The 24,649-nt window shown below is 69.1% G+C and carries 21 protein-coding genes; 19 read left to right on the forward strand and 2 right to left on the reverse strand.

Going from position 1 to position 24,649, the window contains the following annotated elements:
- Window positions 1–3 precede the first annotated feature (3 nt).
- The gene (locus I5731_RS01810) at window positions 4–1,419 is read right to left on the reverse strand and encodes a cytochrome P450 (RefSeq protein WP_197309651.1); all 1,416 of its coding nucleotides are present in this window, start codon (window positions 1,417–1,419) and stop codon (window positions 4–6) included.
- A gap of 574 nt (window positions 1,420–1,993) precedes the next feature.
- Here I5731_RS01810 and I5731_RS01815 point away from each other — a divergent pair.
- From I5731_RS01815 to I5731_RS01860, 10 genes are all read left to right on the forward strand, one after another.
- Window positions 1,994–2,323: an FtsB family cell division protein gene (locus I5731_RS01815; RefSeq protein WP_197309652.1), complete on the forward strand. Its 330-nt coding sequence runs from the start codon at window positions 1,994–1,996 to the stop codon at window positions 2,321–2,323.
- A 190-nt stretch (window positions 2,324–2,513) separates the two neighbouring features.
- Window positions 2,514–3,572, forward strand: a complete 1,059-nt coding sequence (gene pdhA, locus I5731_RS01820) for a pyruvate dehydrogenase (acetyl-transferring) E1 component subunit alpha (protein ID WP_197309653.1) — start codon at window positions 2,514–2,516, stop codon at window positions 3,570–3,572.
- A 16-nt stretch (window positions 3,573–3,588) separates the two neighbouring features.
- On the forward strand, window positions 3,589–4,989 hold the full coding sequence (locus I5731_RS01825) for a pyruvate dehydrogenase complex E1 component subunit beta (RefSeq protein ID WP_197309654.1): 1,401 nt from the start codon (window positions 3,589–3,591) through the stop codon (window positions 4,987–4,989).
- 8 nt (window positions 4,990–4,997) lie between these two features.
- Entirely contained in the window at window positions 4,998–5,294 is a 297-nt protein-coding gene (locus I5731_RS01830) for a DUF5076 domain-containing protein (RefSeq protein WP_197309655.1), read from the forward strand.
- A 19-nt stretch (window positions 5,295–5,313) separates the two neighbouring features.
- The gene (locus I5731_RS01835) at window positions 5,314–6,708 is read left to right on the forward strand and encodes a pyruvate dehydrogenase complex dihydrolipoamide acetyltransferase (protein WP_197309656.1); all 1,395 of its coding nucleotides are present in this window, start codon (window positions 5,314–5,316) and stop codon (window positions 6,706–6,708) included.
- Window positions 6,709–7,244: 536 nt separating this feature from the next.
- Window positions 7,245–7,514, forward strand: a complete 270-nt coding sequence (locus I5731_RS01840; RefSeq protein ID WP_197309716.1) for a GIY-YIG nuclease family protein — start codon at window positions 7,245–7,247, stop codon at window positions 7,512–7,514.
- A gap of 70 nt (window positions 7,515–7,584) precedes the next feature.
- Window positions 7,585–8,997 (forward strand): dihydrolipoyl dehydrogenase, encoded by a 1,413-nt coding sequence (lpdA, locus tag I5731_RS01845; protein ID WP_197309657.1) that lies wholly within the window; start codon window positions 7,585–7,587, stop codon window positions 8,995–8,997.
- 319 nt (window positions 8,998–9,316) lie between these two features.
- Window positions 9,317–9,565, forward strand: a complete 249-nt coding sequence (locus tag I5731_RS01850) for a GlsB/YeaQ/YmgE family stress response membrane protein (RefSeq protein WP_197309658.1) — start codon at window positions 9,317–9,319, stop codon at window positions 9,563–9,565.
- Window positions 9,566–9,709: 144 nt separating this feature from the next.
- Window positions 9,710–10,672 (forward strand): lipoyl synthase, encoded by a 963-nt coding sequence (lipA, locus tag I5731_RS01855; protein WP_197309659.1) that lies wholly within the window; start codon window positions 9,710–9,712, stop codon window positions 10,670–10,672.
- A gap of 15 nt (window positions 10,673–10,687) precedes the next feature.
- Complete coding sequence (locus I5731_RS01860) at window positions 10,688–11,161, forward strand: type II toxin-antitoxin system RatA family toxin (RefSeq protein ID WP_197309660.1); 474 nt, start codon at window positions 10,688–10,690, stop codon at window positions 11,159–11,161.
- Here I5731_RS01860 and I5731_RS01865 read toward each other — a convergent pair.
- Window positions 11,146–12,807 (reverse strand): SulP family inorganic anion transporter, encoded by a 1,662-nt coding sequence (locus I5731_RS01865; RefSeq protein ID WP_197309661.1) that lies wholly within the window; start codon window positions 12,805–12,807, stop codon window positions 11,146–11,148. The two genes, I5731_RS01860 and I5731_RS01865, sit on opposite strands and share 16 nt — an antisense overlap.
- A gap of 301 nt (window positions 12,808–13,108) precedes the next feature.
- Between I5731_RS01865 and I5731_RS01870 the strand changes: the two genes are divergently transcribed.
- The 9 genes from I5731_RS01870 to I5731_RS01910 all read left to right on the forward strand — a co-directional run bounded on the left by I5731_RS01870 (window position 13,109) and on the right by I5731_RS01910 (window position 24,649).
- Window positions 13,109–14,257 (forward strand): MFS transporter, encoded by a 1,149-nt coding sequence (locus I5731_RS01870; protein WP_197309662.1) that lies wholly within the window; start codon window positions 13,109–13,111, stop codon window positions 14,255–14,257.
- Between the two features lie 146 nt (window positions 14,258–14,403).
- Window positions 14,404–15,378, forward strand: a complete 975-nt coding sequence (locus I5731_RS01875) for a quinone oxidoreductase family protein (protein WP_197309663.1) — start codon at window positions 14,404–14,406, stop codon at window positions 15,376–15,378.
- A 45-nt stretch (window positions 15,379–15,423) separates the two neighbouring features.
- Window positions 15,424–16,377 carry a LysR family transcriptional regulator gene (locus tag I5731_RS01880; protein WP_197309664.1) on the forward strand — a complete coding sequence of 318 codons (954 nt, stop codon included), beginning with the start codon at window positions 15,424–15,426 and terminating at the stop codon, window positions 16,375–16,377.
- Window positions 16,378–16,502: 125 nt separating this feature from the next.
- On the forward strand, window positions 16,503–16,853 hold the full coding sequence (uraH, locus tag I5731_RS01885) for a hydroxyisourate hydrolase (protein WP_197309665.1): 351 nt from the start codon (window positions 16,503–16,505) through the stop codon (window positions 16,851–16,853).
- 4 nt (window positions 16,854–16,857) lie between these two features.
- Complete coding sequence (gene xdhA / locus I5731_RS01890) at window positions 16,858–18,336, forward strand: xanthine dehydrogenase small subunit (RefSeq protein WP_197309666.1); 1,479 nt, start codon at window positions 16,858–16,860, stop codon at window positions 18,334–18,336.
- Window positions 18,329–20,968: a xanthine dehydrogenase molybdopterin binding subunit gene (xdhB, locus tag I5731_RS01895; RefSeq protein ID WP_235981480.1), complete on the forward strand. Its 2,640-nt coding sequence runs from the start codon at window positions 18,329–18,331 to the stop codon at window positions 20,966–20,968. Before xdhA ends, xdhB begins: the two co-directional genes overlap by 8 nt.
- Before the next feature lie 3 nt (window positions 20,969–20,971).
- Window positions 20,972–21,970: a xanthine dehydrogenase accessory protein XdhC gene (gene xdhC / locus I5731_RS01900; RefSeq protein ID WP_197309667.1), complete on the forward strand. Its 999-nt coding sequence runs from the start codon at window positions 20,972–20,974 to the stop codon at window positions 21,968–21,970.
- Window positions 21,971–22,046: 76 nt separating this feature from the next.
- Window positions 22,047–23,567, forward strand: a complete 1,521-nt coding sequence (locus tag I5731_RS01905) for an ABC transporter ATP-binding protein (protein ID WP_197309718.1) — start codon at window positions 22,047–22,049, stop codon at window positions 23,565–23,567.
- Window positions 23,567–24,649, forward strand: coding sequence for an ABC transporter permease (locus tag I5731_RS01910; protein WP_197309668.1), 1,083 nt, complete (start codon window positions 23,567–23,569; stop codon window positions 24,647–24,649). The genes I5731_RS01905 and I5731_RS01910 overlap by 1 nt, the downstream gene beginning before the upstream one ends.

The following is a 24,649-nucleotide window of genomic DNA, read 5'->3' on the forward strand; positions in this document are numbered from 1 at the left end:
CCTTCAGCGCGGGGTGACGGTGATCGGCAGGCCGCCGCGCGGGCGCAGCGTCAGCCGGCAGCGCGGCTCCACCTTGGTGCCCGGCACGACCCGCACCCTGAACTTCTGCGCGAGGATCGCAAGGCAGAGGATCGATTCGGTGAGGCCGAAATTGAGGCCGGGGCAGATGCGCGGGCCGATGGCAAAGGGAATGTAGCCGTAGGGCACCGGCCGCTGGCCGAGGAAGCGTTCGGGCCGGAAGTTGTTCGGCTGCTCCCAGAGGTCGACGCTGCGGTGCAGCAGCCACGGCACCACCATGACGATCGCCGCCGGCTTGACGTCGATGTCGGCGATGCGGTCGGCTTCTTTCGCCTGGCGCGCGAGGATCGGCACCGGCGGATAGAGCCGCAGCGTCTCCTCGATCACGGCGCGGCAGTAGTCGAGCGCCGGCACGTCGTCGACGCTCGGGCGACGGTCGCCGCAGACGCGGGCGATCTCGTCGTGCACAGCGCGCTCCGCCCAGGGCGAATTCGACAACAGGTACCAGGCCCAGGTCAGCGTCGCGGCCGTCGTCTCGTGCCCGGCCATGAAGATGGTGGCGGCCTCGTTGCGCAGCGCGTCGCGGTCGAGGCCGAGTTCGGGATTGCGCTGCTGCCGGCGCACCAGGAGCTCGACCATCGAATTGTTGTCGCCGCGCCCGGCGAGGTGGTCGTCGACGACCTTGTCGATCACCTTGTGCACCCGGCGCACCGAGTGGGTCAGCTTGCGCGAGCGCCACACCGGCAGGCCCTCGTCGAAGCCGAGGAAGTAGCCGATGTTGATCGAGTCGATCAGGTTCTGGTAGCCGGAGAAGCCGTCGATCACCTCGTGCGCGTTCGCTTCGCCGAGGTCGTTGCCGAACACGGTGCGCGAGATGATCTCGGCGGTGAGGGCGGCCATCTCGACGAGGCCGTTGAGCTCGCGGCCCTCCGGCAGCGTCGCCCAGCGCGTCGCCATCTCGCCGGCGACCTCTTCCATCACCCGGCCGAACGTCGGAACCCGGTTCTTGTGCACGATGTCGGCGACGAGCGGCCGGCGCTGGCGCCAGGTGCTGCCGTCGGAAATGAAGAGGCCGTCGCCGAGCAGGTATTCCAGCGCGCGCCGCATCTGCGGGCTCTTGCGCTCGAAATTCTCGTGCCGCGTCGCCATCACGTACTTCACCCCCTCGGGGTGATTGACGATGACGAGCTGGCGCCCGAACACGTTCATCTGGTGATAGCGGTTGCGGTAGTCGTTGCGGCGCCAGATCCAGAGAAAATCCTGCCGCGCCTGCAGCACCAGCTGCAGGTGGTTGCGCTTGGTGGCGAAGAAGGCGGGATGGGCGGGGACGAAGCTGTCCGGCCCGTGTTCCTCGACGATGACGGGCGCCGGTCCGATCAGTCGTTCGCGCAGCGATGCCATGCCGTTCCGTTGCCCGCGACGCCCGGCGCCGCGCTCCCCCGTGCCACGGGTCCCCGTCCGCCGCAGCCTGCCGCAGTGCAACCGAGGCCCCCTGTTGCTCTAGCCCCGCGGGGATGGGGGCGCAAGACGGAGGTGGGGGGCGGGGAGGGCGGAGGGGTCGTTTCGTGATGGGCCAGCTACTTCCCGTCATGGTCCGCGCAGGCGGACCATCCACGAGAGCCTCACGGACAAGCGTCGCGGCCGACCTTCGCCAACCCGGCGGCTGAAAATCTGCGGCCGGCGCCTTGCCAGGGGCCTTCGTGGATGGTCCGCCTGCGCGGACCATGACGGATGGGGAGGCAAGAACAATGGACGGATGGAGAGGCGGGAATGCAGGCGGAAAGAACCGCATCGCCGGTATCCTTGACGTGCGATTCCCTGGCCGCCCCGCGTGGATAACCGCCTGAGGCCCCTCGTCCGAACTGCCGGAAAGCACGTCCGGCGCCCCGCCGTAACGCTCTCTTTACCCTGACCGTTCAGTCTCTGGTGGCGCGGCAGTGTGGCCGGCGATCCTCGCGACAGTAGCAAGCGTATCATGGCGACCCGTCAGTATCGTCCCTCCCGCCTGCGCCGTTTCGTGCTTCCGGCGGTCACGGCGCTGTTTCTCGGCTATTTTGCCTATCACGCCTTCCACGGCGAGTACGGCATCGCGGGCCGGGCGCTGCTCGAAAGCCGGGCGAGCCAGCTCAACGGCGAGCTGATCCGGCTGGCCGAGGAGCGCGACCATCTCGAGCTGCGCGTCCGGCTGCTGCGCGGTCCGGCGATCGACCAGGACCTCGCCGACGAGCGCGCCCGCGAGGCGCTCAATGTCGTGCATCCGTACGAACTCGTGGTGCTGCGTCCGCGCGTCGAACCGCGGATGTAACTTGCATCCCGTAAATTCAAAAAGATAAACCAAATTTCGGTTAAATCACATTTCGATAGATATATCAGAGTGTTGCGCCTCATGCATGGGCGCCATGCCGACCTTCACCGGCCTTGGATTGCCGCGCCGACTGCGCTAGTTTGCCGCTCGTAAAAGACGTCACAAGACGGACCTACGGGAGGAGCCCGACATGGCCGAACGCGCCACCGCCCCGAAGCGCGGTCGCAGCCGCGCATCCGCGAGCGATCCGACTGCCGCAGTGAAGAATTCCGCGCCCGACCTCGCCGATTTCAGCAAGGACGAGGAATTCGAAGCCTACCGGATGATGCTGCTCATCCGCCGCTTCGAGGAAAAGGCCGGCCAGCTCTACGGCATGGGCATGATCGGCGGCTTCTGCCACCTCTACATCGGCCAGGAAGCCGTCGTCGTCGGCATGCAGATGTGCCTGCGCGAGGGTGAGGACCAGGTCATCACCGGCTACCGCGACCACGGCCACATGCTCGCCTGCGGCATGGATCCGAAGGGCGTGATGGCCGAGCTCACGGGGCGCCGCGGCGGCTACTCCAAGGGCAAGGGCGGCTCGATGCACATGTTCAGCCGCGAGAAGCAGTTCTTCGGCGGCCACGGCATCGTCGGCGCGCAGGTGCCGCTCGGCACCGGCCTTGCCTTCGCCAACCGCTATCGCGGCAACGACAACGTCTCGGTCGCCTATTTCGGCGACGGCGCGGCCAACCAGGGCCAGGTCTACGAGAGCTTCAACATGGCGGAGCTCTGGAAGCTGCCCGTCATCTACGTCATCGAGAACAACAAGTACGCGATGGGCACGTCGGTGAACCGCGCCTCGGCGCAGACCGACTTCTCCAAGCGCGGCCTCTCCTTCGCCATCCCCGGCGAGCAGGTCGACGGCATGGACGTTCGCGCGGTGAAAGCCGCCAGCGAGCGGGCCGTGACCTGGTGCCGCGAGGGCAAGGGTCCGTACATCCTCGAGATGCAGACCTATCGCTACCGCGGCCATTCGATGTCCGACCCGGCGAAGTATCGCTCGAAGGACGAAGTCCAGAAGATGCGCACCGACCACGACCCGATCGAGCAGGTGCGCCTGCGGCTGATCGAGTCCGGCTGGGCGACCGAAGACGACCTCAAAGCCATCGACAAGGACGTACGCGCGATCGTCGCCGAAGCGTCCGACTTCGCGACCGTCGACCCGGAGCCGGATGCGTCCGAGCTCTGGACCGACATCCTGAAGTAAGCGGGGGGAAAGCAAGATGCCGACCGAAATTCTGATGCCGGCGCTCTCTCCGACGATGGAAGAGGGCAAACTTTCCAAGTGGGTCAAGCAGGTAGGTGACAAGGTCTCCTCCGGCGACGTGATCGCCGAGATCGAGACCGACAAGGCGACGATGGAAGTCGAAGCCGTCGACGAGGGCACCATCGGCAAGATCCTGGTCGAGGAAGGCACCGAGGGCGTGAAGGTCAACACGCCGATCGCCGTGCTGCTCGCCGAGGGCGAGGACGAGAGCGCCATCGGATCGGCCAAGGCCGAGCCGGCCCCGGCGCCCGCCGCCGCCCCCGAGCCGGCCTCGGCGCCTGCGCCGGCCGCCGCCGAGGCGCCCGCCGCCAAGGTGCCGGCGCAGCCGAAATCCGAGCCGGCCGAGGTGCCCGAAGTTCCCGCCGGCACCGACTTCGTGCCGACCACGGTGCGCGAGGCGCTGCGCGACGCGATGGCCGAGGAGATGCGCCGCGACGGCGACGTCTTCGTGATGGGTGAGGAGGTCGCCGAATACCAGGGCGCCTACAAGATCACGCAAGGCCTGCTGCAGGAATTCGGCGACCGCCGCGTCATCGACACGCCGATCACCGAGCACGGCTTCGCCGGCCTCGGCGTCGGCGCCGCCTTCGCCGGCCTCCGGCCGATCGTCGAGTTCATGACGTTCAACTTCGCCATGCAGGCGATCGACCACATCATCAACTCGGCGGCGAAGACGCTCTACATGTCCGGTGGCCAGCTCGGCTGCCCGATCGTGTTCCGCGGCCCGAACGGCGCCGCCGCCCGCGTCGGCGCGCAGCACAGCCACGACTACGCCGCCTGGTACAGCCAGGTGCCGGGCCTGAAAGTCGTGATGCCCTATTCGGCGGCGGACGCGAAGGGCCTGCTGAAGGCCGCGATCCGCGATCCGAACCCGGTCGTATTCCTCGAGAACGAGATCCTCTACGGCCAGACCTTCGACGTGCCGCGGCTCGACGACTTTGTGCTGCCGATCGGCAAGGCGCGCATCCACCGCAAGGGCAAGGACGTCACCATCGTCTCCTTCGGCATCGGCATGACCTACGCCATCAAGGCGGCGAACGAACTCGCCGGCATGGGCATCGACGCCGAGATCATCGACCTGCGCACCATCCGCCCGATGGACGTGCCGGCGATCATCACCTCGGTGAAGAAGACCGGCCGCTGCGTCACCGTCGAGGAGGGCTTCCCGCAGTCTGGCGTCGGCGCCGAGATCGTCGCGCAGATCATGCAGCACGCCTTCGACTACCTCGACGCGCCGGTGCTGCGCATCACCGGCAAGGACGTGCCGATGCCCTACGCCGCCAACCTCGAAAAGCTCGCGCTGCCGAACGTCGCCGAGGTCATCGAAGCGGTGAAGGCCGTGACCTACCGGACTTGAGGTGAGGCATGTCGAAACCAGTCGATGAACTGCCCGTGCCGGCCGACGTCCAGATCGAAGGAGGTAGTGAGGTCCTCCGGGCCTTCATCTCCGACGGCGGTCTGTCGGTGTCGCTGATCCGCGGCTTCGACGAGCCGGACACGTGGGGCCTGCTGCTCGTTGACGTCATTCGTCACGTGTCGCGCGCCTTCAACGCGGAAGACGGCGTGTCCGAGGCCGAGGTGGAAGCTCGAATTGTCCGCATGATGATGGCCGAGTTGGAAAATCCGACCGACCTCGGGACGACTTCGACGCAGAATAACTAGTCGTTGGGGAGAAGAAACCATGCCGATCAAGATCCTGATGCCGGCCCTTTCCCCGACGATGGAGAAGGGCAACCTCGCGAAGTGGCTCGTCAAGGAGGGTGACAAGGTCGCTTCCGGCGACGTCATCGCCGAGATCGAGACCGACAAGGCGACCATGGAAGTGGAAGCCGTCGACGAGGGGACGGTCGCGAAGATCGTGGTGCCGGCCGGCACCGCGGACGTGGCGGTGAACGAGTTGATCGCGCTGCTCGCCGCCGAGGGCGAGGATGTGGCCGCGGCAGCGGGCGGCGGCGAGGCGGCCGTCGTGCAGCCGCAGCCGAAAGCGGACGAGCCGGCGCCGGCCAAGGCCGAGGCGCCTGCTCCGGCCAAGGCCGAGGCGCCTGCTCCGGCCCCGGCGAAGGCGGAGCCTGCTCCGGCCACCGCCGCGCCTGCGCCGGCTGCCAAGGCGGACGGCGAGCGCATCTTCGCCTCGCCGCTCGCCCGGCGCATCGCGAAGGAGAAGGGGATCGACCTCGGTGCGATCGCCGGCTCCGGCCCGCACGGCCGCATCATCCTGAAGGACGTCGAGAACGCCAAGCCCGGCGCCGCCCCGGCTCCGGCCGCCGCCGCGCCCGCGCCGCAGGCGTCCGCCCCGGCCGCTGCTGCGCCGGCCCCGAAGCCGGCAGCGCCCGCGGGTGCGTCCGACGACGCGGTGCTGAAGCTGTTCGAAAAGGGCTCGTACGAGGTCATTCCGCACGACGGCATGCGCAAGACCATCGCGCGCCGCCTGCAGGAATCGAAGCAGACCGTGCCGCACTTCTACGTCACGGTCGACGTCGAGCTCGACGCGCTGCTGGCGCTGCGCGCCCAGCTCAACAGCGCGGCGCCGGAGGTCGGCGGCAAGCCGGCCTACAAGCTCTCGGTCAACGACCTCGTCATCAAGGCGATGGCGCTGGCGCTGAAGGCGGTGCCCGACGCCAACGTCTCGTGGACCGACGGCGGCATGCTGAAGCACCGCCACGCCGACGTCGGCGTCGCGGTGTCGATCCCAGGCGGCCTGATCACGCCGATCATCCGCAAGGCCGAGGAAAAGACGCTCTCCACCATCTCCAACGAGATGAAGGACCTCGCCAAGCGCGCCCGGGACCGCAAGCTGAAGCCCGAGGAGTACCAGGGCGGCACCACGGCGGTCTCCAACCTCGGCATGTTCGGCGTCAAGGACTTCGCCGCGGTGATCAACCCGCCGCACGCCACCATCCTCGCCGTCGGCGCGGGAGAACAGCGCGCCGTGGTGAAGAAGGGCGAGCTCGCGGTCGCGACCGTGATGAGCGTGACGCTCTCGACGGATCACCGCGCGGTCGACGGGGCGCTGGGCGCGGAACTGCTGCAGGCGTTCAAGGGGTTCATCGAGAAGCCGATGAGCATGCTGGTGTGAAGGGGGCGGGGGGAATCCTTCCCCCTTGTGGGGAGGGTGGCGAGCTGTTCCTTGGCCTCCGACAATCGTCATCCCCGCGAAAGCGGGGATCCAACTCACACTTCGACGGGCCTGCCGTTTGAACGCCTCCGACGCCTCGTTTTGTCTGGTCGCGGCACAGCCGAGACCGACGAAGCGTTGCTCCCGCGGATAGTTGGATCCCCGCTTTCGCGGGGATGACGGGCTGCAGGGCTGAGAAAGTTGGCATCGGCTTCGAGCGAAGGGGAAGGCAGCGTGTGCCGACCCCATTTGCGAGGCTTCTCGGTGGTCGTCATCCCCGCGGAAGCGGGGATCCAACTCACAATACGACGGGCGCCTGATGGTCAGGATCGCGCCGCGCGCCTGGTCCGAACTGGTCGTTGCCGATGCAACACGACGCGCGCTTCCCCAGCGAGAGCTGGATCCGCGCTTCTGCGGGGATGACGACCACGAAGACCAAGTGACGAGGGACTTATCCTGCCGTATGGAGAAATCTCGTGAAGCAGCCTTGCGTGTACATGCTCGCAAGTGGACGGAACGGCACGATCTACATCGGCGTCACTTCGGATCTGCTGAAGCGGGTTTACGATCACCGCTGTGGCGCGGTGCCGGGTTTCACGGGACGATATGCGGTCAAGGATCTCGTCTGGTTTGAGCAACATCAGACGATGGATGCGGCGATCTTGCGGGAAAAGCAGCTTAAAACGTGGCGACGTGCCTGGAAGATCGAGCTGATCGAAGCGTCCAACCCGGACTGGATCGATCTCTTCGACGGAATTGCGCGCTAGCCAGAGCGGGTCGAAACGACCGAACAGAGGCCAACAGCGGCCCGGGATACGACGAGAGGGCAAGCAAACCATGTCCCAATACGACGTCATCATCATCGGCGCCGGACCCGGCGGTTATGTCGCCGCGATCCGGGCGGCGCAGCTCGGGCTCAAGACGGCGGTGGTCGAGGGCAAGCATCTCGGCGGCATCTGCCTCAACTGGGGCTGCATCCCGACCAAGGCGCTGCTGCGCTCGGCCGAGATCTACCACTACATGACGCATGCCAAGGACTACGGCCTGTCGGCCGACAACGTCGGCTTCGACACGGCGGCCATCGTCAAGCGGTCGCGCGGGGTGTCGGCGCAGCTCAACGGCGGCGTCGGCGGGCTCCTGAAGAAGAACAAGGTCGACGTGATCTGGGGCACGGCGAAGCTGCTGAAGGGCGGCAAGGTCGCGGTCACGGCCGCCGACAATCCGCCGAAGGGCGCGCTGGGTGCCGGCGAATATGCGGCGAAGCACATCGTGGTCGCGACCGGTGCGCGGCCGCGCGTGCTGCCGGGCCTCGAGCCCGACCGCAAGCTCGTCTGGACCTATTTCGAGGCGATGGTGCCGGAAGCGATGCCGAAGAAGCTGCTCGTCGTCGGCTCCGGCGCGATCGGCATCGAGTTCGCCTCGTTCTACCGCACCATGGGCTGCGAGGTGACCGTGGTCGAGGTGATGAGCCAGGTGATGCCGGTCGAGGACCACGAGATCGCGGCGATCGCCCAGAAGCGCTTCGAGAAGCAGGGGATGAAGATCCTGCTCGAGGCCAAGGTCGCGAAGCTCGACAAGGGCGCCGACAGCGTGACGGCGACGATCGAGAAGAAGGACGGCTCGACCGAGACGATCACCGTCGACCGCGTGATCGCCGCCGTCGGCGTCGTCGGCAACATCGAGGGCCTCGGCCTCGAGGATCTCGGCATCAAGACCGAACGCGGCTGCGTGGTGGTCGACGGCGTCGGCCGCACCAGCATGCCCGGCGTCTATGCGATCGGCGACGTCGCCGGCCCGCCGATGCTCGCCCACAAGGCCGAGCACGAGGGCGTCATCTGCGTCGAGGCGATCGCCGGCAAGCACGTCCACCCGATGGACAAGGCGAAGATCCCCGGCTGCACCTACTGCCACCCGCAGGTTGCCTCCGTGGGGCTCACCGAGCGGAAGGCGAAGGAAGCCGGCTACGACATCAAGGTCGGCAAGTTCCCGTTCATCGGTAACGGCAAGGCGATCGCGCTCGGCGAATCCGACGGCCTCGTCAAGACGATCTTCGACGCGAAGACCGGCCAGCTGCTCGGCGCGCATCTCGTCGGCGCGGAAGTCACCGAGCTGATCCAGGGCTTCGTCGTCGCGATGAACCTCGAGACCACCGAGGAAGACCTGATGCACACGGTGTTCCCGCACCCGACGCTGTCGGAGACGATGCACGAGAGCGTTCTGGCCGCCTACGGTCGCGCGATCCACATCTGAGGGGCTTGCCGTGGGGCAGCCCCCCCTGTCCGTCCCCCGCTTCGCGAGGAGAGGGGACGCAGGAGGTTTGGGCGCCGTCGTCAGAAGCGCCTCGCTTCGGCGCAGCCCTCGTTGGCGAAAGTTCTCTCGCCCATCGTCCTCTCCCGCCTGGAGGGGGAGGGACGGGAAGGAGGGAGACCCCACGGCACGACCGCCCTCGCACCCGACATCGTTCCCCTGAACTGCCCCGGACGTCATATGAATTTTGCCCTTCACTTGGAACAAGAGCCGACGCGAGTGCATTGTGCACCGCGAAGGCTATTTTCGTGGAGAGAAGACAATGACGGGTGTGGGCATTATCGCGACGATCATCATCGGTATCCTGGCGGGCTGGATCGCCGAGAAGGTGATGCGGCGCAATCATGGGCTGATCACCAACCTGATCGTCGGTATCGTCGGTTCGTTCATCGGTGCGTTCGTTTTCAACGCTCTGGGTCTCGGGGTTCAGGCCGGCTGGATCGGCAGCATCGTCGTCTCGACGGTGGGCGCGATCATCCTGCTGTTCCTGCTCGGCCTCATCCGGCGCTGACGGAACACAGCAGAATTGCATCGCCGGCGGTCGACGAGACCGCCCGGCTGAACTAGGTATGAGAGGCAGGCGCCGGGCAACCGGCAGCCTGCCTTTCGTCGTTTCGGGCCCGGCCCGTCGGCGGAAAACCGGAAGGTCAGAACGATGGTCACCATTCTCGACACGGTGAATGCGCCCCGGCCGCGGCATCCCGAAAAGGCGAAGCGCGCGGATACGCCCGTGCTGCGCAAGCCGGACTGGATCCGCGTCAAGGCGCCGGGCTCGCCGGTCTATCGCGAGACGCAGAGTATCGTGCGCGAGAACGGCCTCGTCACCGTGTGCGAGGAAGCCGGCTGCCCGAACATCGGCGAGTGCTGGTCGAAGAAGCACGCGACCATGATGATCATGGGTGACACCTGCACCCGCGCCTGCGCCTTCTGCAACGTGCGCACCGGAATGCCGGGGCCGCTCGACCCGCTCGAGCCGGAAAACGTTGCCCGCGCGGTCGAGAAGCTCGGCCTGCATCACGTCGTGATCACCTCGGTCGACCGCGACGACCTCGCCGACGGCGGCGCGCAGCATTTCGTCGAGGTGATCCGGGCGATCCGCGCCCGCTCGCCGTCGACCACGATCGAGATCCTCACCCCCGACTTCCTGCGCAAGCCCGGCGCGCTGGAAAAGGTGGTCGCGGCGAAGCCCGACGTCTTCAACCACAACCTCGAGACCGTGCCGTCGAAGTATCTCACCGTGCGGCCCGGCGCGCGCTACTTCCACTCGATCCGGCTGCTGCAGCGGGTGAAGGAACTCGATCCGACGATGTTCACCAAGTCCGGCATCATGGTCGGCCTCGGCGAGGAGCGGAACGAGGTGTTGCAACTGATGGACGACCTGCGCACGGCGGAGGTGGACTTCCTCACCATCGGCCAGTATCTGCAGCCGACCCGCAAGCACCACGCGGTGATCCGCTTCGTGACGCCCGAGGAGTTCAAGTCCTTCGAGACGGTGGCCTATACCAAGGGCTTCCACATGGTGTCGTCGAGCCCGCTGACCCGCTCGTCGCATCACGCCGGCGAGGACTTCGAGCGCCTGCGTGCGGCCCGGGCCGAAAAGCTCGCCCGCACCGGCTGAGGAAACCGCTGTTTCATGCCAAGTTTCGAGACTTCGCGCCGCGTGCGCCACTCCGCGGACGCGATGTTCGACCTCGTCGCCGACGTCGAGCGCTATCCTGAATTCGTGCCGATGTGCGAGAAGCTGGTGGTGCGGGCGCGCCGGCCGCAGCCGGACGGCCGCGAGGTGCTGGTCGCCGACATGACGGTCGGCTATTCGCTGCTGCGCGAGACCTTCACCAGCAAGGTGACGCTCGACCGCGACAATCGCCAGATCTTGGTCGAATATCTCGACGGGCCGTTCCGCCAGCTCGAAAACCGCTGGACGTTCACGCCCGCCGACCCGGCCGGCGCCGCGGGCGAGGCCCCCTCCGACGTCGGCTTCTTCATCCAGTACGAATTCCGCAGCCGCACGCTCGCCGCCGTGATGGGCGCCGTGTTTGACCGGGCGTTCCGGAAGTTCGCCGACGCCTTCGAGGCGCGGGCGGACGCGGTCTACGGCGCCGCCTGAGCGCCGAATACGATCGGCAGCCCGACCTCCGCAGCGAGCTTGCGCACCGCCTCGGCCACCGCCGGCCGGGCGCCGACGACCCGCACGGTGACGCCGTCGGCGCGGGCGCGGTCGAGGAAGCTCGTCAGCGCCGCGCCGCCGCTCGCATCGATGAACGGCACCGTCGTCATGTCGAGCACGAAGCCGCGCGGCGTCTCGCCGATGCGGTCGAGCACCGACGACAGCCGCTGCGCCGCGCCGAAGAAGAACGGCCCGTCGATGCGGTAGGTGACGATGCCAGCCGCGGACGCGGCGCGCGGCGCGTGCGGCGCGTCGGGTGCGTCCTCCTCGATCAGCTTCTCGTGCGTCTCGATCTCCACCGCTTCCGCCATCCGGTGGACGAACAGCACCGCGGCGGCGACGACGCCGAACTGGATCGCCACCGTGAGATCGACCAGCACGGTGAGCAGGAAAGTCGAGACGAGGACGAAGCGGTCGCCGTTGCCGGCGGTGCCAAGGATGTGGCGGATGTGGCGCGCCTCCGAGATGTTGATCGCGACGATGATCAGGATCGCGGCAAGCGCCGCGAGCGGCACATAGGCGAGCACGGGCGCTGCCGCCAGCATGAAGACCAGCAGGAACACGGCATGCAGGATGCCGGCGACGGGGGTGCGCGCGCCGGCGCGGATGTTGGTCGCGGTGCGGGCGATGGCGCCGGTCGCCGGCAGGCCGGCGAAGCAGACCGAGGCGATGTTGGCGATGCCTTGCGCGACGAGTTCGCCGTTCGAGCGGTGCTTGCGGCCGGTCATGCCGTCGGCGACGACGGCGGAGAGCAGCGATTCGATGCCGGCGAGCAGCGCGATGGTGATCGCGTCGGGGAACACCCGTTGCACGAGGGCGAAATCGAACACCGGCAGGCTGGGCATCGGCAGGCCGCGCGGCACGTCGCCGAAGCGCGAGCCGACGGTGGCGACGTCGATGCCGAAGACGGCGACGCCGAGGCTGGCGATCAGCACCGCGATCAGGAAGCCCGGCCAGTGCGGCTTCAGCTTGCGCAAGGTGAGGATCAGCGCCACCGAGCCGACCGTGACGATGATCGCTGCCGGCGACGCGGAGCCGAGCCGGCTGGCGACCGCCGCGAGCTTGGCGAGGAACTCGGGCGGCAGGGCCTCGTCGAGGCCGAGCGCTTCCTTCAGCTGCGAGGCGAAAATCGAGACGGCGATGCCTGCGGTGAAGCCGGTGACGACGGGGTAGGGGATGTACTTGATGTAGGTGCCGAGCCGCAGGGCGCCGACGACGATCAGCATCAGCCCGGCGAGCAGCGTCGCGACCAGCATGCCCTCGTAGCCGTGGCGCTGGATGACGTCGAACACCACGACGATGAAGGCTGCCGTCGGCCCGCCGATCTGGAACCGGCTGCCGCCGAGGGCCGAGATCAGGAAGCCGGCGACCACGGCCGTCACCAGCCCGCGGTCCGGCGTGGCGCCGCTTGCAATGGCGATCGCCATCGCCAGCGGCAGCGCGACGATCGCCACCGTCAGCCCGGCGATCGCGTCGGCGCGCAGCAACGCGAGGCTGTAGCCCTCGCGCAGGGCGCTGATCAGCTTCGGCGTGAACAGAGCCGCAGCGCCCGGGGTGGGCGGCGGGGTCGGGCGTTTGATGGACATCGGTGCGGATCCAGCAGATGCGGTGTTATGATACCGTATCAAGCGCGCACCGTGGACCCGCGCCCGGGGTGAGTCCATCAGGAATGATACGTAGGTGCGGATGGAAGGCCGACCGCCCGTCCGGGATCATGACCGAGCGGACCGGCACGCTGGATCGGCGACGAGGACGCAGCGGTCTCTCCGCTCCCTTTTGACGCCTCGTCCATCGGCCTTGCATTTGCCCGGATCATGCGTCAACGAACGACCATTGCCGGCGCCCGCTCCGACGCCATCCGTCCTCCTCATCCCGGAAACCCCGACCTTGCCTCTCGTCTTCCAGGCCGGGCTGCCCTTCCTGGTCAATGCCTTCCTGCTCTCCAGCGTGCTGACGCGCGTGCCGGACATCCAGGCCGTGCTCGGCGTCGACAAGGCGACGCTGGGGCTGGCGCTGTTCGCCGCGCCGTTCGCGACCATGCTGACGCTGACCGTGGTCGGGCGGCTGGTCGAGCGGGTCGGCGAGCGCGCGGCCACGTCCTGGGCCGGGGTGGCGATGGCGATCGCGCTGGTGCCGGTGGGATTTGCCAGCCATTGGCTCGCCTTCGCCGCCGCGCTGCTGGCGCTGGGCGCGGCGAACGCCGTGATGGAGGTGGGCATGAACCTCGCCTCGGCCCGCGCCGAACAGCACTACCGGCAGAACATCCTGTCACGCAGCCACGGCTTCTGGAGCTTCGGCATGGTCGGCGGCGCGCTGATTTCCGGCGTGCTCGCCGAGCTCGGCATCAGCGTGACGGCGCATCTGATCGGCGCCGCCGCGGCCGGCATCCTGTTCAGCCTCGCGCTGCGCCCCGTGTTTCCGAAGCTGCCGCCGCAGCCGGCGCGGGAGGGCAGTGGATCGGCGGCATTCTCGCTGCCGTCGGTGGTCATCCTCGGCGTCTGCGTGATGGCGGCGGGGGTCACGATGGCGGAGGGCGCGGTCTACGACTGGAGCACGCTGTTCCTGCGCCAGGTCCTCGATGCCTCGCCGTTCTACGCCAGTCTCGGCTACGCGATCTTCGCGCTGGTGCAGGCGACGGGGCGGATGTTCGGCGATGCCGTGCGGGCGCGGATCGACGGCGTGCGCATCGTGCAGTTCGCCGCCGTGGCGGCGATCGCCGGCCTCGTCGGCCTCGCCACCGCGCCCAACATCGTCGTCGCCTGGGTGGCGCTCGGCGTGATCGGCCTCGGCGTGTCGCTGGTCTATCCGGTCGCCTCCGCGGCGGCAGCGAGCCGCGGCGGGCCGGGGGCGGCGGCGAACCTCGCCGGGCTGACCCTCGTCACCATGATGGCGTTGCTGACGGGCCCGCCGGTGATCGGCCTGATCAGCGAAGCCTTCGGCCTGCCGGCCGCGTTCCTCGCGCTGGTGCCGCTGTCGGTGCTCTCCTTTCTGTTCGCCGGCCACGCCCGGATCGTCGCCCGACCCGCCGGCACCTGACGGGAGGCAATCGGCGGTTCACAGCCGCGCGCGAACGTCCTATCCTCGGTCCAACCGATTGAAGCGACGGCGGGATTCGCCTGCCGGTCGCCGGGTGCGAAGCCATGCGGTCTGGACTGGACCGCGCGACGGGTGGGAGAACGACGATGCGGGCGATACGCGTGCACCAGCACGGCGGGCCGGAAGTCCTCAGCTTCGAGGAGGTCGCCCTCGCCGCGCCCGGGCCCGGCGAGGCGCTGCTTCGCCAGACGGCGGTGGGCGTCAACTTCATCGACGTCTATTTCCGCTCCGGCCTCTACCCGGCGCCGGCCGGCCTGCCGCTGACGCTCGGCAGCGAGGGCGCGGGGATCGTCGAGGCGGTTGGCGAGGGCGTCACGGCGGTGAAGCCGGGCGACCGCGTCGCCTATGCCGGGCCGATGGGCGCCTATGCCGAAAGCCGCCTCGTGCCGGCCGACCGGCTGGTGCCGCTGCCCGATGGCGTTGACGATCGCACCGCGGCGGCCGCGATGCTGAAGGGCATGACCGTGCAATACCTGCTGCGCCAGACCTTCAAGGTCGGGCCGGAGCATACGATCCTGTTCCATGCCGCCGCCGGTGGCGTCGGCCTGATCGCGGGGCAGTGGGCACGCGCGCTCGGCTGCCGCATCATCGGCACCGCGGGCTCGGACGAGAAGTGCGCCCTTGCGCTCGAGAACGGCTACGACGAGGTCATCAACTACCGCACCGAGAATTTTGCCCAGCGGGTGCGCGAGCTCACCGGCGGGGCCGGCTGCGACGTGGTCTATGATTCGATCGGCAAGGACACCTTCCCCGCCTCGCTCGATTGCCTGAAGCCGCGCGGCCTGTTCGTCTCCTTCGGCAATGCCTCGGGGGCGGTCGAGGCGTTCAATCTCGGGCTGCTGTCGCAGAAGGGTTCGCTCTATGCGACCCGGCCGACGCTGTTCAGCTACGTGGCGAAGCGCGAGGACCTGCTCGCCACCGCCGCGGACCTCTTCGGCGTGATCGCCGACGGCACCGTGCATATCGCGATCAACCAGGACTTCCCGCTCGCCGCCGCCGCCGATGCCCACCGGGCGCTCGAATCGCGTGCGACGACGGGCTCGACCATCCTGCTGCCCTGACGAGGCCATGCACCGCCGGGCCGCCGACAGCGACGAGCCGTATCGATGACCGACCGCAGTCGCCAGCTGTTCGGGCCCTCGCTCCGCTACTTCGCGGCGGTGGCGCGCTATGGCTCGTTCCGCGGCGCCGCGCGCGAGCTCAACATCGCCTCGTCGGCGGTGAACCGGCAGATCCTCGCCCTGGAAGAGGCGATGGGCGTGACGCTGTTCGATCGTGTCGGCCGCTCGATCCGCCTCTCGGCGCCCGGCGAGATCCTGTTGCGCCACGTCTCCGACACGCTGCGCGACTTCGAGACCGTGGTGGCGGACATCGACGCGCTGCGCGGGGTGAAGCTCGGCCGGGTGCGCATCTCGACGGTCGAGAGCGTCGGCGAGGCGATCCTGCCCGGCATCATGGCGCGCTTCGCCGCGGCCTATCCCGGCATCGACCTCGTCGTCACCGTCACCGGGTCGGAGGAGGCCGAGCGGCTGGTGCTGGCGGGGCAGGCCGACCTCGGCCTCACTTTCAATCCGCGCGAGCGCGCGTCGCTCGATACGGGCTTTCGCCGCAACATCCGAATCGGCGCGGTGGTGGCGCCGGAGCATCCGCTGGCTCAACTCCGGCAAGTGACGCTCGCCGACTGCCTGCGTCACCCGCTGGCGCTGCCGGCGAAGGGGCTCTCCCTGCGCGCCGCGCTCGACGCCACGGCCGCGATGCGGGCGGGTGGCTTCCGGGTGGCGCTGGAAGCGAATACGCTCGGCTTGATGAAGGCCGCGGCGCGCAGCGGCGGAGTGGTGGCGTTCCAGACGCGGGTCGGGCTCGAAGCCGATCTCGCCGCGGGAACGCTGGTGTTCCGTCCGCTCGCCGATGCCGACCTGCCGATCGACCAGTTCGCAGTGATCTCGCGCGGCGACACCACGCTGAAGCTGGCGCCGGCCACCTTCCATGCCTTCGCGGTGCGCGAGCTCGCCGAGGCGATGCGCGGGGATGATGCCGATCCGGCATCGATCCGTCCGTGAATTCATGCTTTCGTGTTCGGCCGGGATCATGCAACCATGATGAGCATGCCTAAATCGGCGGCGACGGCGACCACGGGGACGGGCCGGACCGGACCGAATCTGCGATTGAGAAGGCGGGGGCGCACTTGGGCCGATTGACGACGCATGTTCTCGACACGGCGACCGGGCGCCCGGCGGCCGGGCTCGTCGTCGAGCTGTCGCGCATCGACGGCGCGACGGCGTCGCTCGTCGCCAGCGGCGTCACCAACGCCGACGGCCGCGTCGCGCCGATCGTGGAGGGCGCCAACTTCACCGCCGGCGTCTACGAGTTGCGCTTCTTCTGCGGCGACTACCTGCGCTCGACGGGGGCGTCGCTCACCGAGCCGCCGTTCCTCGACGTGGTGCCGATCCGCTTCGGCATCGGCAATCCGGACCAGCATTATCATGTGCCGTTGCTGGTCTCGGCCTACGGCTATTCGACCTATCGGGGCAGCTGACGGCATGCGCGACACCATCCGCTTTCTCCGCAACGGCCGTATCGTCGAGCTCGCCGACTTCGGGCCGACCGAGACGCTGCTCGACTATCTGCGCCTGCGCGAAGGCGCCGTCGGCACCAAGGAGGGCTGCAACGAGGGTGACTGCGGCGCCTGCACGGTGGCGATCGGCACCTCCGAGGGCGGCCGGATGGTCTACCGGCCGGTCAACGCCTGCATCCAGTTCGTCGGCATGATGGACGGCAAGGAGATCGTCACCGTCGAGGATCTCGCCGAGGGCGAGGACCTGCACCCCGTGCAGGCGGCGATGGTCGACCTGCACGGCTCGCAGTGCGGCTTCTGCACGCCGGGCATCGTGATGAGCCTGTTCACGCTCTACCACGCCGACGCCGAGCCGACCCGGCGCACCATCACCGACTGGCTCGCCGGCAATCTCTGCCGCTGCACCGGCTACCGGCCGATCGTCGATGCCGCGAAGGCGGCCTGCGCGGGGCCGGCGGACGACAAGTTCTCGGCGGAAGCCGGTGCGACCACCGGCCTGCTCGACTTCCTCGCCGACCGCCGCGACATCTTCGTCGGCGACGACGAGAGGTTTTTCGCCGCCCCGCGCACCGTCGACGGCCTCGCAGACCTCTATGCCCGCCATCCCGATGCGACGCTGGTCGCGGGTGCCACCGACGTCGGGCTCTGGGTGACGAAGCAAATGCGCAGCCTGCCGAAGATCATCCATCTCGGCCGCGTGCTGGGCATGGACCGGGTCGAGGACGCCGGCAACGCCGTGCTGATCGGGGCTGCCGCGACCTATGACGAGGTCGCGCCGCACATGGCGGCGATCGACCCCGACCTCGGCGAGGTGTTCCGGCGCATCGGCTCGAAGCACGTGCGCTCGGCCGGCACGGTGGGCGGCAACGTCGCCAACGGCTCGCCGATCGGCGACACGCCGCCGATGCTGATCGCGCTCGGCGCCGCGGTGGAACTCCGGCTCGGCGACGACAGCCGGGTGCTGCCGGTCGAGAGCTATTTCATCGACTACGGCAAGCAGGATCGCCGGCCGGGCGAGTTCGTCGCCGGCTTGCTGGTGCCGAAGCTCGCCGAGGACCAGGTGTTCCGCGCCTACAAGATCTCCAAGCGCTTCGACCAGGACATCTCGGCGATCATGAGCGCCTTCCGCTTCACGCTGGACGGCGGCGTCATCACCGAGGCGCGCGTCGCCTTCGGTGGCATGGCGGCGACGCCGAAGCGGGCGGCCGCGACGGAGGCGAAGCTGGTCGGGGCGCGGCCCGGACAGGCCGGCAGCTGGACGCCGGCGCTGGAGGCGCTCGCCGAGGACTTCCGGCCGATCGGTGACATGCGCGCGAGCGCCGAGTACCGTCTGGAGACGGCGCGGGCGCTGCTTGCGAAAGCCCTGGTGGAAACTGCCGGCGCGCCAACGTCGATGACCCGCGTCGTCGGGCACCGCGAGATCGAGGCGACGGCCCATGGCTGATCCCGAACTCTTCCCCGACGCCGCACCGGAGGCGGGCGACACGTCGCCGGCCTCCGAGCCGGAGATGCGGCCCGAGCCCGACATCGCGCCCGACGATGTCGTGGTCGCGGCCGAGGCTCCCGAGTCCTTCCTCGCCGAGCCGGATCTCGGCCCGGCCGCCGACGAGCCGGCACCGGAAAGCACCGACCTCGTGGACGCCGACGAACCCACCGCGGCCGGCGAGCCGGCGCCGGACGCCGGCGAACCGGCGGAGGCCGACATCGTCAGCGAGGGCGCCGTCCCGCCGGAGGGCGACGTCGCGGTCGCCCCGCCGCCGGCTCAGGCCGCCCTGCCGCGCACGCTGGCGGTGGTGTCGCAGCCGATCCGGCACGACAGCGCCGTCAAGCACGTCACCGGCGCCGCGGTCTACATCGACGACATGCGCGAGCCGGCCGGCACGCTGCACCTCGCGCCCGGCTGGTGCCGGACCCATGCGCGGGCGAAGCTGCTCGCCGTCGACCTCTCCGAGGTGCGCAAGGCGCCGGGCGTCGTCGACGTGCTGGTCGCAAAGGATGTCCCCGGCATCAACGACGTGTCGTCGGCGATGGGCGACGACCCGATGCTCGCCGAGGGCGAGATCCTGTTCTGGGGCCAGGTGGTGTTCTGCGTCGTGGCGACGACGCGCGAGGCGGCCCGGCGGGCGGTGCGGCTGGCGCGCTTCGAGGTCGAGCCGCTGAAGCCGCTCGTCACCGTCGAGGACGCGCTCGCCGCGGACAGCCACGTGCTGCCCGACTATCGCTTCGGCCGCGGCGACGTCGGCAAGGCGCTCGCCAACAGCCAGCGCCGGCTGAAGTCGCAGATCGCCGTCGGCGGACAGGAGCATTTCTACCTCGAGGGGCAGGTCGCGATGGCCGTGCCCGGCGAGGACGACGACATGCTCGTCTACTCCTCGACCCAGCACCCGACCGAGGTGCAGCACACGGTCGCCAAGGTGCTCGGCGTCATCGATGCGGCGATCACGGTGGAGACGCGCCGCATGGGCGGCGGCTTCGGCGGCAAGGAGAGCCAGGCCAACCAATGGGCGGCGCTGGCGGCGCTGGCGGCAAAGGTCACCGGCCGGCCGTGCAAGATGCGGCTCGACCGCGACGACGACATGATCATGACCGGCAAGCGGCACGACCAGGTCGCGAGCTTCGACGTCGCCTATGACGGCGAGGGCCGGCTGCTCGCGGTGGACCTCGATTTCGCCTCGCGCTGCGGCTACTCGGCCGACCTCTCGCTCGGCGTCAACGACCGGACGATGTTTCACGCCGACAACGCCTACTTCTATCCGACGGTGACGATCCGCTCGCAGCGGCTGAAGACCAACACCTGCTCGAACACCGCCTTCCGCGGCTTCGGCGGCCCGCACGGCGTGATCGCCGCCGAGCGCATCATCGATTCCATCGCGGTGACGCTCGGCCTCGATGCGCTGGAGGTGCGCAAGCGCAACTTCTACGGCCCCGGCCGCGACGTGACGCCCTACGGCATGAAGGTCGAGGACAACATCCTCGCCGACATCGTCGGCCAGCTCGAGGTCTCTTGCGACTACTGGAAGCGCCGCGCCTCGGTGCGCGCCTTCAACGCGAAAAGCCGCATCCTGAAGAAGGGGCTGGCGCTGACGCCGGTGAAGTTCGGCATCTCGTTCACGCTGATCCATCTCAACCAGGCCGGCGCGCTGGTGCATGTCTATACGGACGGCTCGGTGCATCTCAACCACGGCGGCACCGAGATGGGGCAGGGGCTGTTCCTGAAGGTGGCGCAGGTCGTCGCCGAGGAATTCGGCATCCCGCTCGAAAAGGTGAAGATCACCGCGACCAACACCGCCAAGGTACCGAACACCGCCCCGACGGCGGCCTCGTCCGGCTCGGATCTCAACGGCATGGCGGCGCAGGCGGCCTGCCGCGAGATCAAGGCGCGCCTCATCGACTTCGTGTCGCTGGTATACGGCACGCCGGCCGAACAGATCGATTTCCGCGACAGCCAGGTGATCATCGGCAACGGCGCGGTGCCGTTCCGCGAGATCGTCAAGAAGGCCTTCCTCGCCCGGATCCAGCTTTCCGCCGCCGGCTATTACAAGACGCCGAAGATCACCTGGAACCGCGACAAGGCCGAGGGCCGGCCGTTCCTCTATTTCTCCTACGGCGCCGCCTGCTCGGAAGTCACCATCGACACGATGACCGGCGAGATGCGCGTCGACCGCGTCGACATCCTGCACGACTGCGGCAAGTCGCTGAACCCCGCCATCGACATCGGCCAAATCGAAGGCGGCTTCGTGCAGGGCATGGGCTGGCTGACCACCGAGGAACTCGTCTTCGATGGCGAGGGCCGGCTGCGCACCCACGCGCCCTCGACCTACAAGATCCCGACCGCATCGGACGTGCCCGAGCATTTCGTGACGAAGCTCTACGACAGCCCCGGCAACCGCGAGGACACGATCTTCCGGTCGAAGGCCGTCGGCGAGCCGCCGCTGATGCTGCCGGCGAGCGTCTTTTCCGCGATCTTCGACGCGATCGGCAGCATCAAGCCCGGCGTCGTGCCGCCGCTCGACGCGCCGGCGACGCCGGAGGCGATCATGAAGGCGATCCACGCGACGCGGCGGGGGGGCGCCTGACCCATGGGCCGGTCGCTCGACGTGTTCGGGGCGCTCGCCGCCTTCCTCGCCGAGGCCCCCGCCGCGGCGCTGGTGACCGTGATCGCGACGCGCGGATCGACGCCGCGCGAGACCGGCACGCGGCTCGTCGTGCGCCCGGACGGCGGCTTTCGCGGCACGATCGGCGGCGGCCGTTTCGAGTTCGAGGCGCTCGCCGAGGCGGCCGCGGCGGCGGCCGAGGGCAAGGATCGCTTCTTCCTGCACCGCTTCGCGCTCGGCCCGGAACTCGGCCAGTGCTGCGGCGGGGTGATGACGATCGCCGTCGACGTATTTTCCCGGGCACGGCTCGATGAGGTCGAGCGGCTGGCGGCGCTCGAGCGCGCCGGCGGCTTCGTCGCCGTCGCCGAGACGGCCACGGCCGACGGTGGGCTGGTCCGGCGCGTCGTCGCCGGCGCTGCCGACCGGGCCGATGCGGTGCTCGGCGGCGACGGCCGGCTGACCGAGAGCTTCGGCACCCGCTCCCGCGAGATCGTGCTGTTCGGCGCCGGGCACGTCGGCCGGGCGCTGATGCTGGTCGTCGCGATGCTGCCGGGGTTCCGGCTGACCTGGGTCGACAATCGCCCCGGCCAGCTGCCGCGCACCCTGCCGGCGACGGTGACGGCGGTCGAGACCGCGGACCCGGCGTCGGTGCTGGCGAGGGCATCGGACGGCGCCTTCGTCTTCATCATGACGCACGACCACGCGCTCGATCTCGCCATCCTGCACGCGGCGCTGGATGCGCGGCGGTTCGGGCACGTCGGGCTGATCGGCAGCGCCACGAAGCGCGCGCGCTTTGCGAGCCGGCTGAAGGCGGCGGGGCTGGAGCCGGGGCTCGCCGAAAGCTTCGCCTGCCCGATCGGCGCGCCGGGCATCCGCTCGAAGGAGCCCGCCGCCATCGCCGTCGCGGTCGCGGCCGAGGTGCTGGCGCGCGACGAGGCGCTGATTTCCATGCAGGACAACATCGCCGCGCGGGCGGCATCGTGACGACAACGGGGGAGAGCGGGTGAACGTCAGCATCGATCCGGCCCTCTCCGACGGCCGCGCCGCAGCCGGCGAACCGGTGGCCGCGCGGCTCTTGGAGGCGCGCCACATCGTCAAGCGCTTCGGCGACAACGTCGCCAACGACGACGTCAGCCTGGCGCTGGCGCCGGGCGAGATCCATGCGCTGCTCGGCGAGAACGGCGCCGGCAAGTCGACGCTGGTCAAGATCATCTACGGCGCGCTGCAGCCGAACGAGGGCGAGATCTTCTGGAAGGGCGAGCGGGTGACGATCGAGTCGCCGGCCGCTGCAAGAAAACTCGGCATCGGCATGGTGTTCCAGCATTTTTCGCTGTTCGACGCCCTGACTGTCGCCGAGAATATCGCGCTCGCCAGCCCGAAGGGCGTGCCGATGGCCGAGCTTTCGGCGGCGATCGAGAAGGTGTCGGCCGAATACGGCCTGCCGCTGAAGGCGAACGACCGCATCGCGGATCTGCCCGTCGGCATCCGCCAGCGCGTCGAGATCGTGCGCTGCCTGCTGCAGTCGCCCGACCTCATCATCATGGACGAGCCGACCTCGGTGCTGACGCCGCAGGAGGCCGACCAGCTGTTCGTCACGCTGCGCCGCCTCGCCAGCGAAGGCTGCGCCATCCTCTACATCTCGCACCGGCTGGAAGAGGTGCGCGAGCTCTGCCACCGCGCGACGGTGATGCGGCGCGGCAAGGTGGTCGCCGAGACCGACCCGACCCGCGAGACCGTCGCCTCGCTCGCCCGGCTGATGGTCGGCAGCGAAGTTGCCGCCGTGCACCGGGCGCCGGCGCAGCGCGGCCGGCCGCGGCTGACGCTCGACGGTCTCGACCTGCCGTCGAAGGACCCGTTCGGAGTCGCCCTCGTCGATGTGAAGCTCGAGGTCGCGGCTGGCGAGATCGTCGCGATCGCCGGCGTCGCCGGCAACGGGCAGGGCGAACTCTTCGATGCGATTTCCGGCGAGCGGCTCGGCGAGCGCGCGGCGGCGGTGCTGATCGACGAGGTTGCCGTCGGCCATGCCGGCGTCAACGCCCGCCGCAAGCTCGGCGCCGCCTTCGTGCCCGAGGAGCGGCTCGGCCACGGCGCCGTGCCGGGCCTGCCGCTCAGCGACAACGTCGTGTTGACCCGGCACGGCACCGCCGACGGCCTCGTCGCGCGCGGCCTGATGCGCTTTGCCCGCGCCGCCGAGATCGTCGCGTTCGTCACCGAGCGCTTCGACGTGCGCAAGGGCGTGCCGGACCCCGAAGCCCGCGCGCTGTCGGGCGGTAACCTGCAGAAATTCGTCGTCGGGCGCGAGGTCGACCGGGTGCCGGGGCTGCTCGTCGTCTCGCAGCCGACCTGGGGCGTCGACGCGGGCGCGGCGGCGGTGATCCGCCAGTCGCTGATCGATCTCGCGCGCTCTGGCTCGGCGGTGCTGGTGATCAGCCAGGACCTCGACGAGATCTTCGAGATCGCCGACCGCATAGCCGTGATCTCGCGCGGCCATCTCTCCGAGCCCGAACCGGCGGCGACGATGACGCGCGAGCGGATCGGCCTGTTGATGGCCGGCGGCGCCGAAAAGAAGGGGGCCGCCTGATGCGGATCGAACTCATCCGCCGCGCCGAGCAGAGCCGCCGGATGGCGCTGCTGTCGCCGGTGATCGCCGTCGGTCTGACGGTGGTGTTCAGCGCCGCCGTGTTCCTGATCAGCGGCGTCGATCCGCTCGCCGGGCTCTACCAGCTCTTCATCGCGCCGCTCACTGACGCCTGGTCGCTGTCGGAACTCGTCGTCAAGGCGGTGCCGCTGGTGCTGATCGGCGTTGGCCTCGCGGTCTGCTACCTCTCCAACAACTGGAACATCGGCGCCGAGGGCCAGTTCACGATCGGCGCGATCACCGGGTCGATGATCCCGCTGCTGCTGCCCGATTTCCAGACGCCGTTCACGCTGCCCCTCATGCTGGTGGCGGGCATCCTCGGCGGCGCGGCCTACGGGCTGATCCCTGGCCTCTTGAAGACCCGCTTCGGCGCCAACGAGATCCTCACCAGCCTGATGCTGGTCTATGTCGCGACGCTGTTCCTCGACTGGCTGGTGCGCGGGCCCTGGCGCGACCCGATGGGCTACGGCTTCCCGCAGACCGAACGCTTCAATTCCGCTGCCCGCATGATCATGCTCGGCGACGGCCGCATGTCGGTGTCGGCGCTGGTGACGCTGGTCGTCGTCGCCCTGATGGCGGTGATGCTGGCGAAGACGCTGAAGGGCTTCGAGATCAAGGTGCTCGGCGCCAGCCCGCGCGCCGGCGCCTTCGCCGGGTTCTCGGCGAAAAAGATGACGCTGTTCGCCTTCGCGATCTCCGGCGGCCTCGCGGGCCTCGCCGGGATCATGGAGGTCTCGGGCGTGATCGGAAAGCTGCAGCCGTCGATCTCGCCGGGCTACGGCTTCGCCGCGATCATCGTCGCCTTCCTCGGCCGGCTCAACCCGGTCGGCATCCTGATCGCCGGCCTCGTGCTGGCGCTGACCTATCTCGGCGGCGAGGGCATCCAGGTGGCGCTCGGCGTCTCGAAACGCATGTCGACGGTGCTGCAGGGCGTGCTGCTGTTCTTCGTGCTCGCCTGCGACACGCTGATCCTCTACCGCGTCCGCTTCATCTCCTCGAGCCGCAAGGCCGGCGCCCATGCTTGA

It is taken from the genome of Methylobrevis albus, assembly GCF_015904235.1.
Classification (GTDB): domain Bacteria; phylum Pseudomonadota; class Alphaproteobacteria; order Rhizobiales; family Pleomorphomonadaceae; genus Methylobrevis_A; species Methylobrevis_A albus.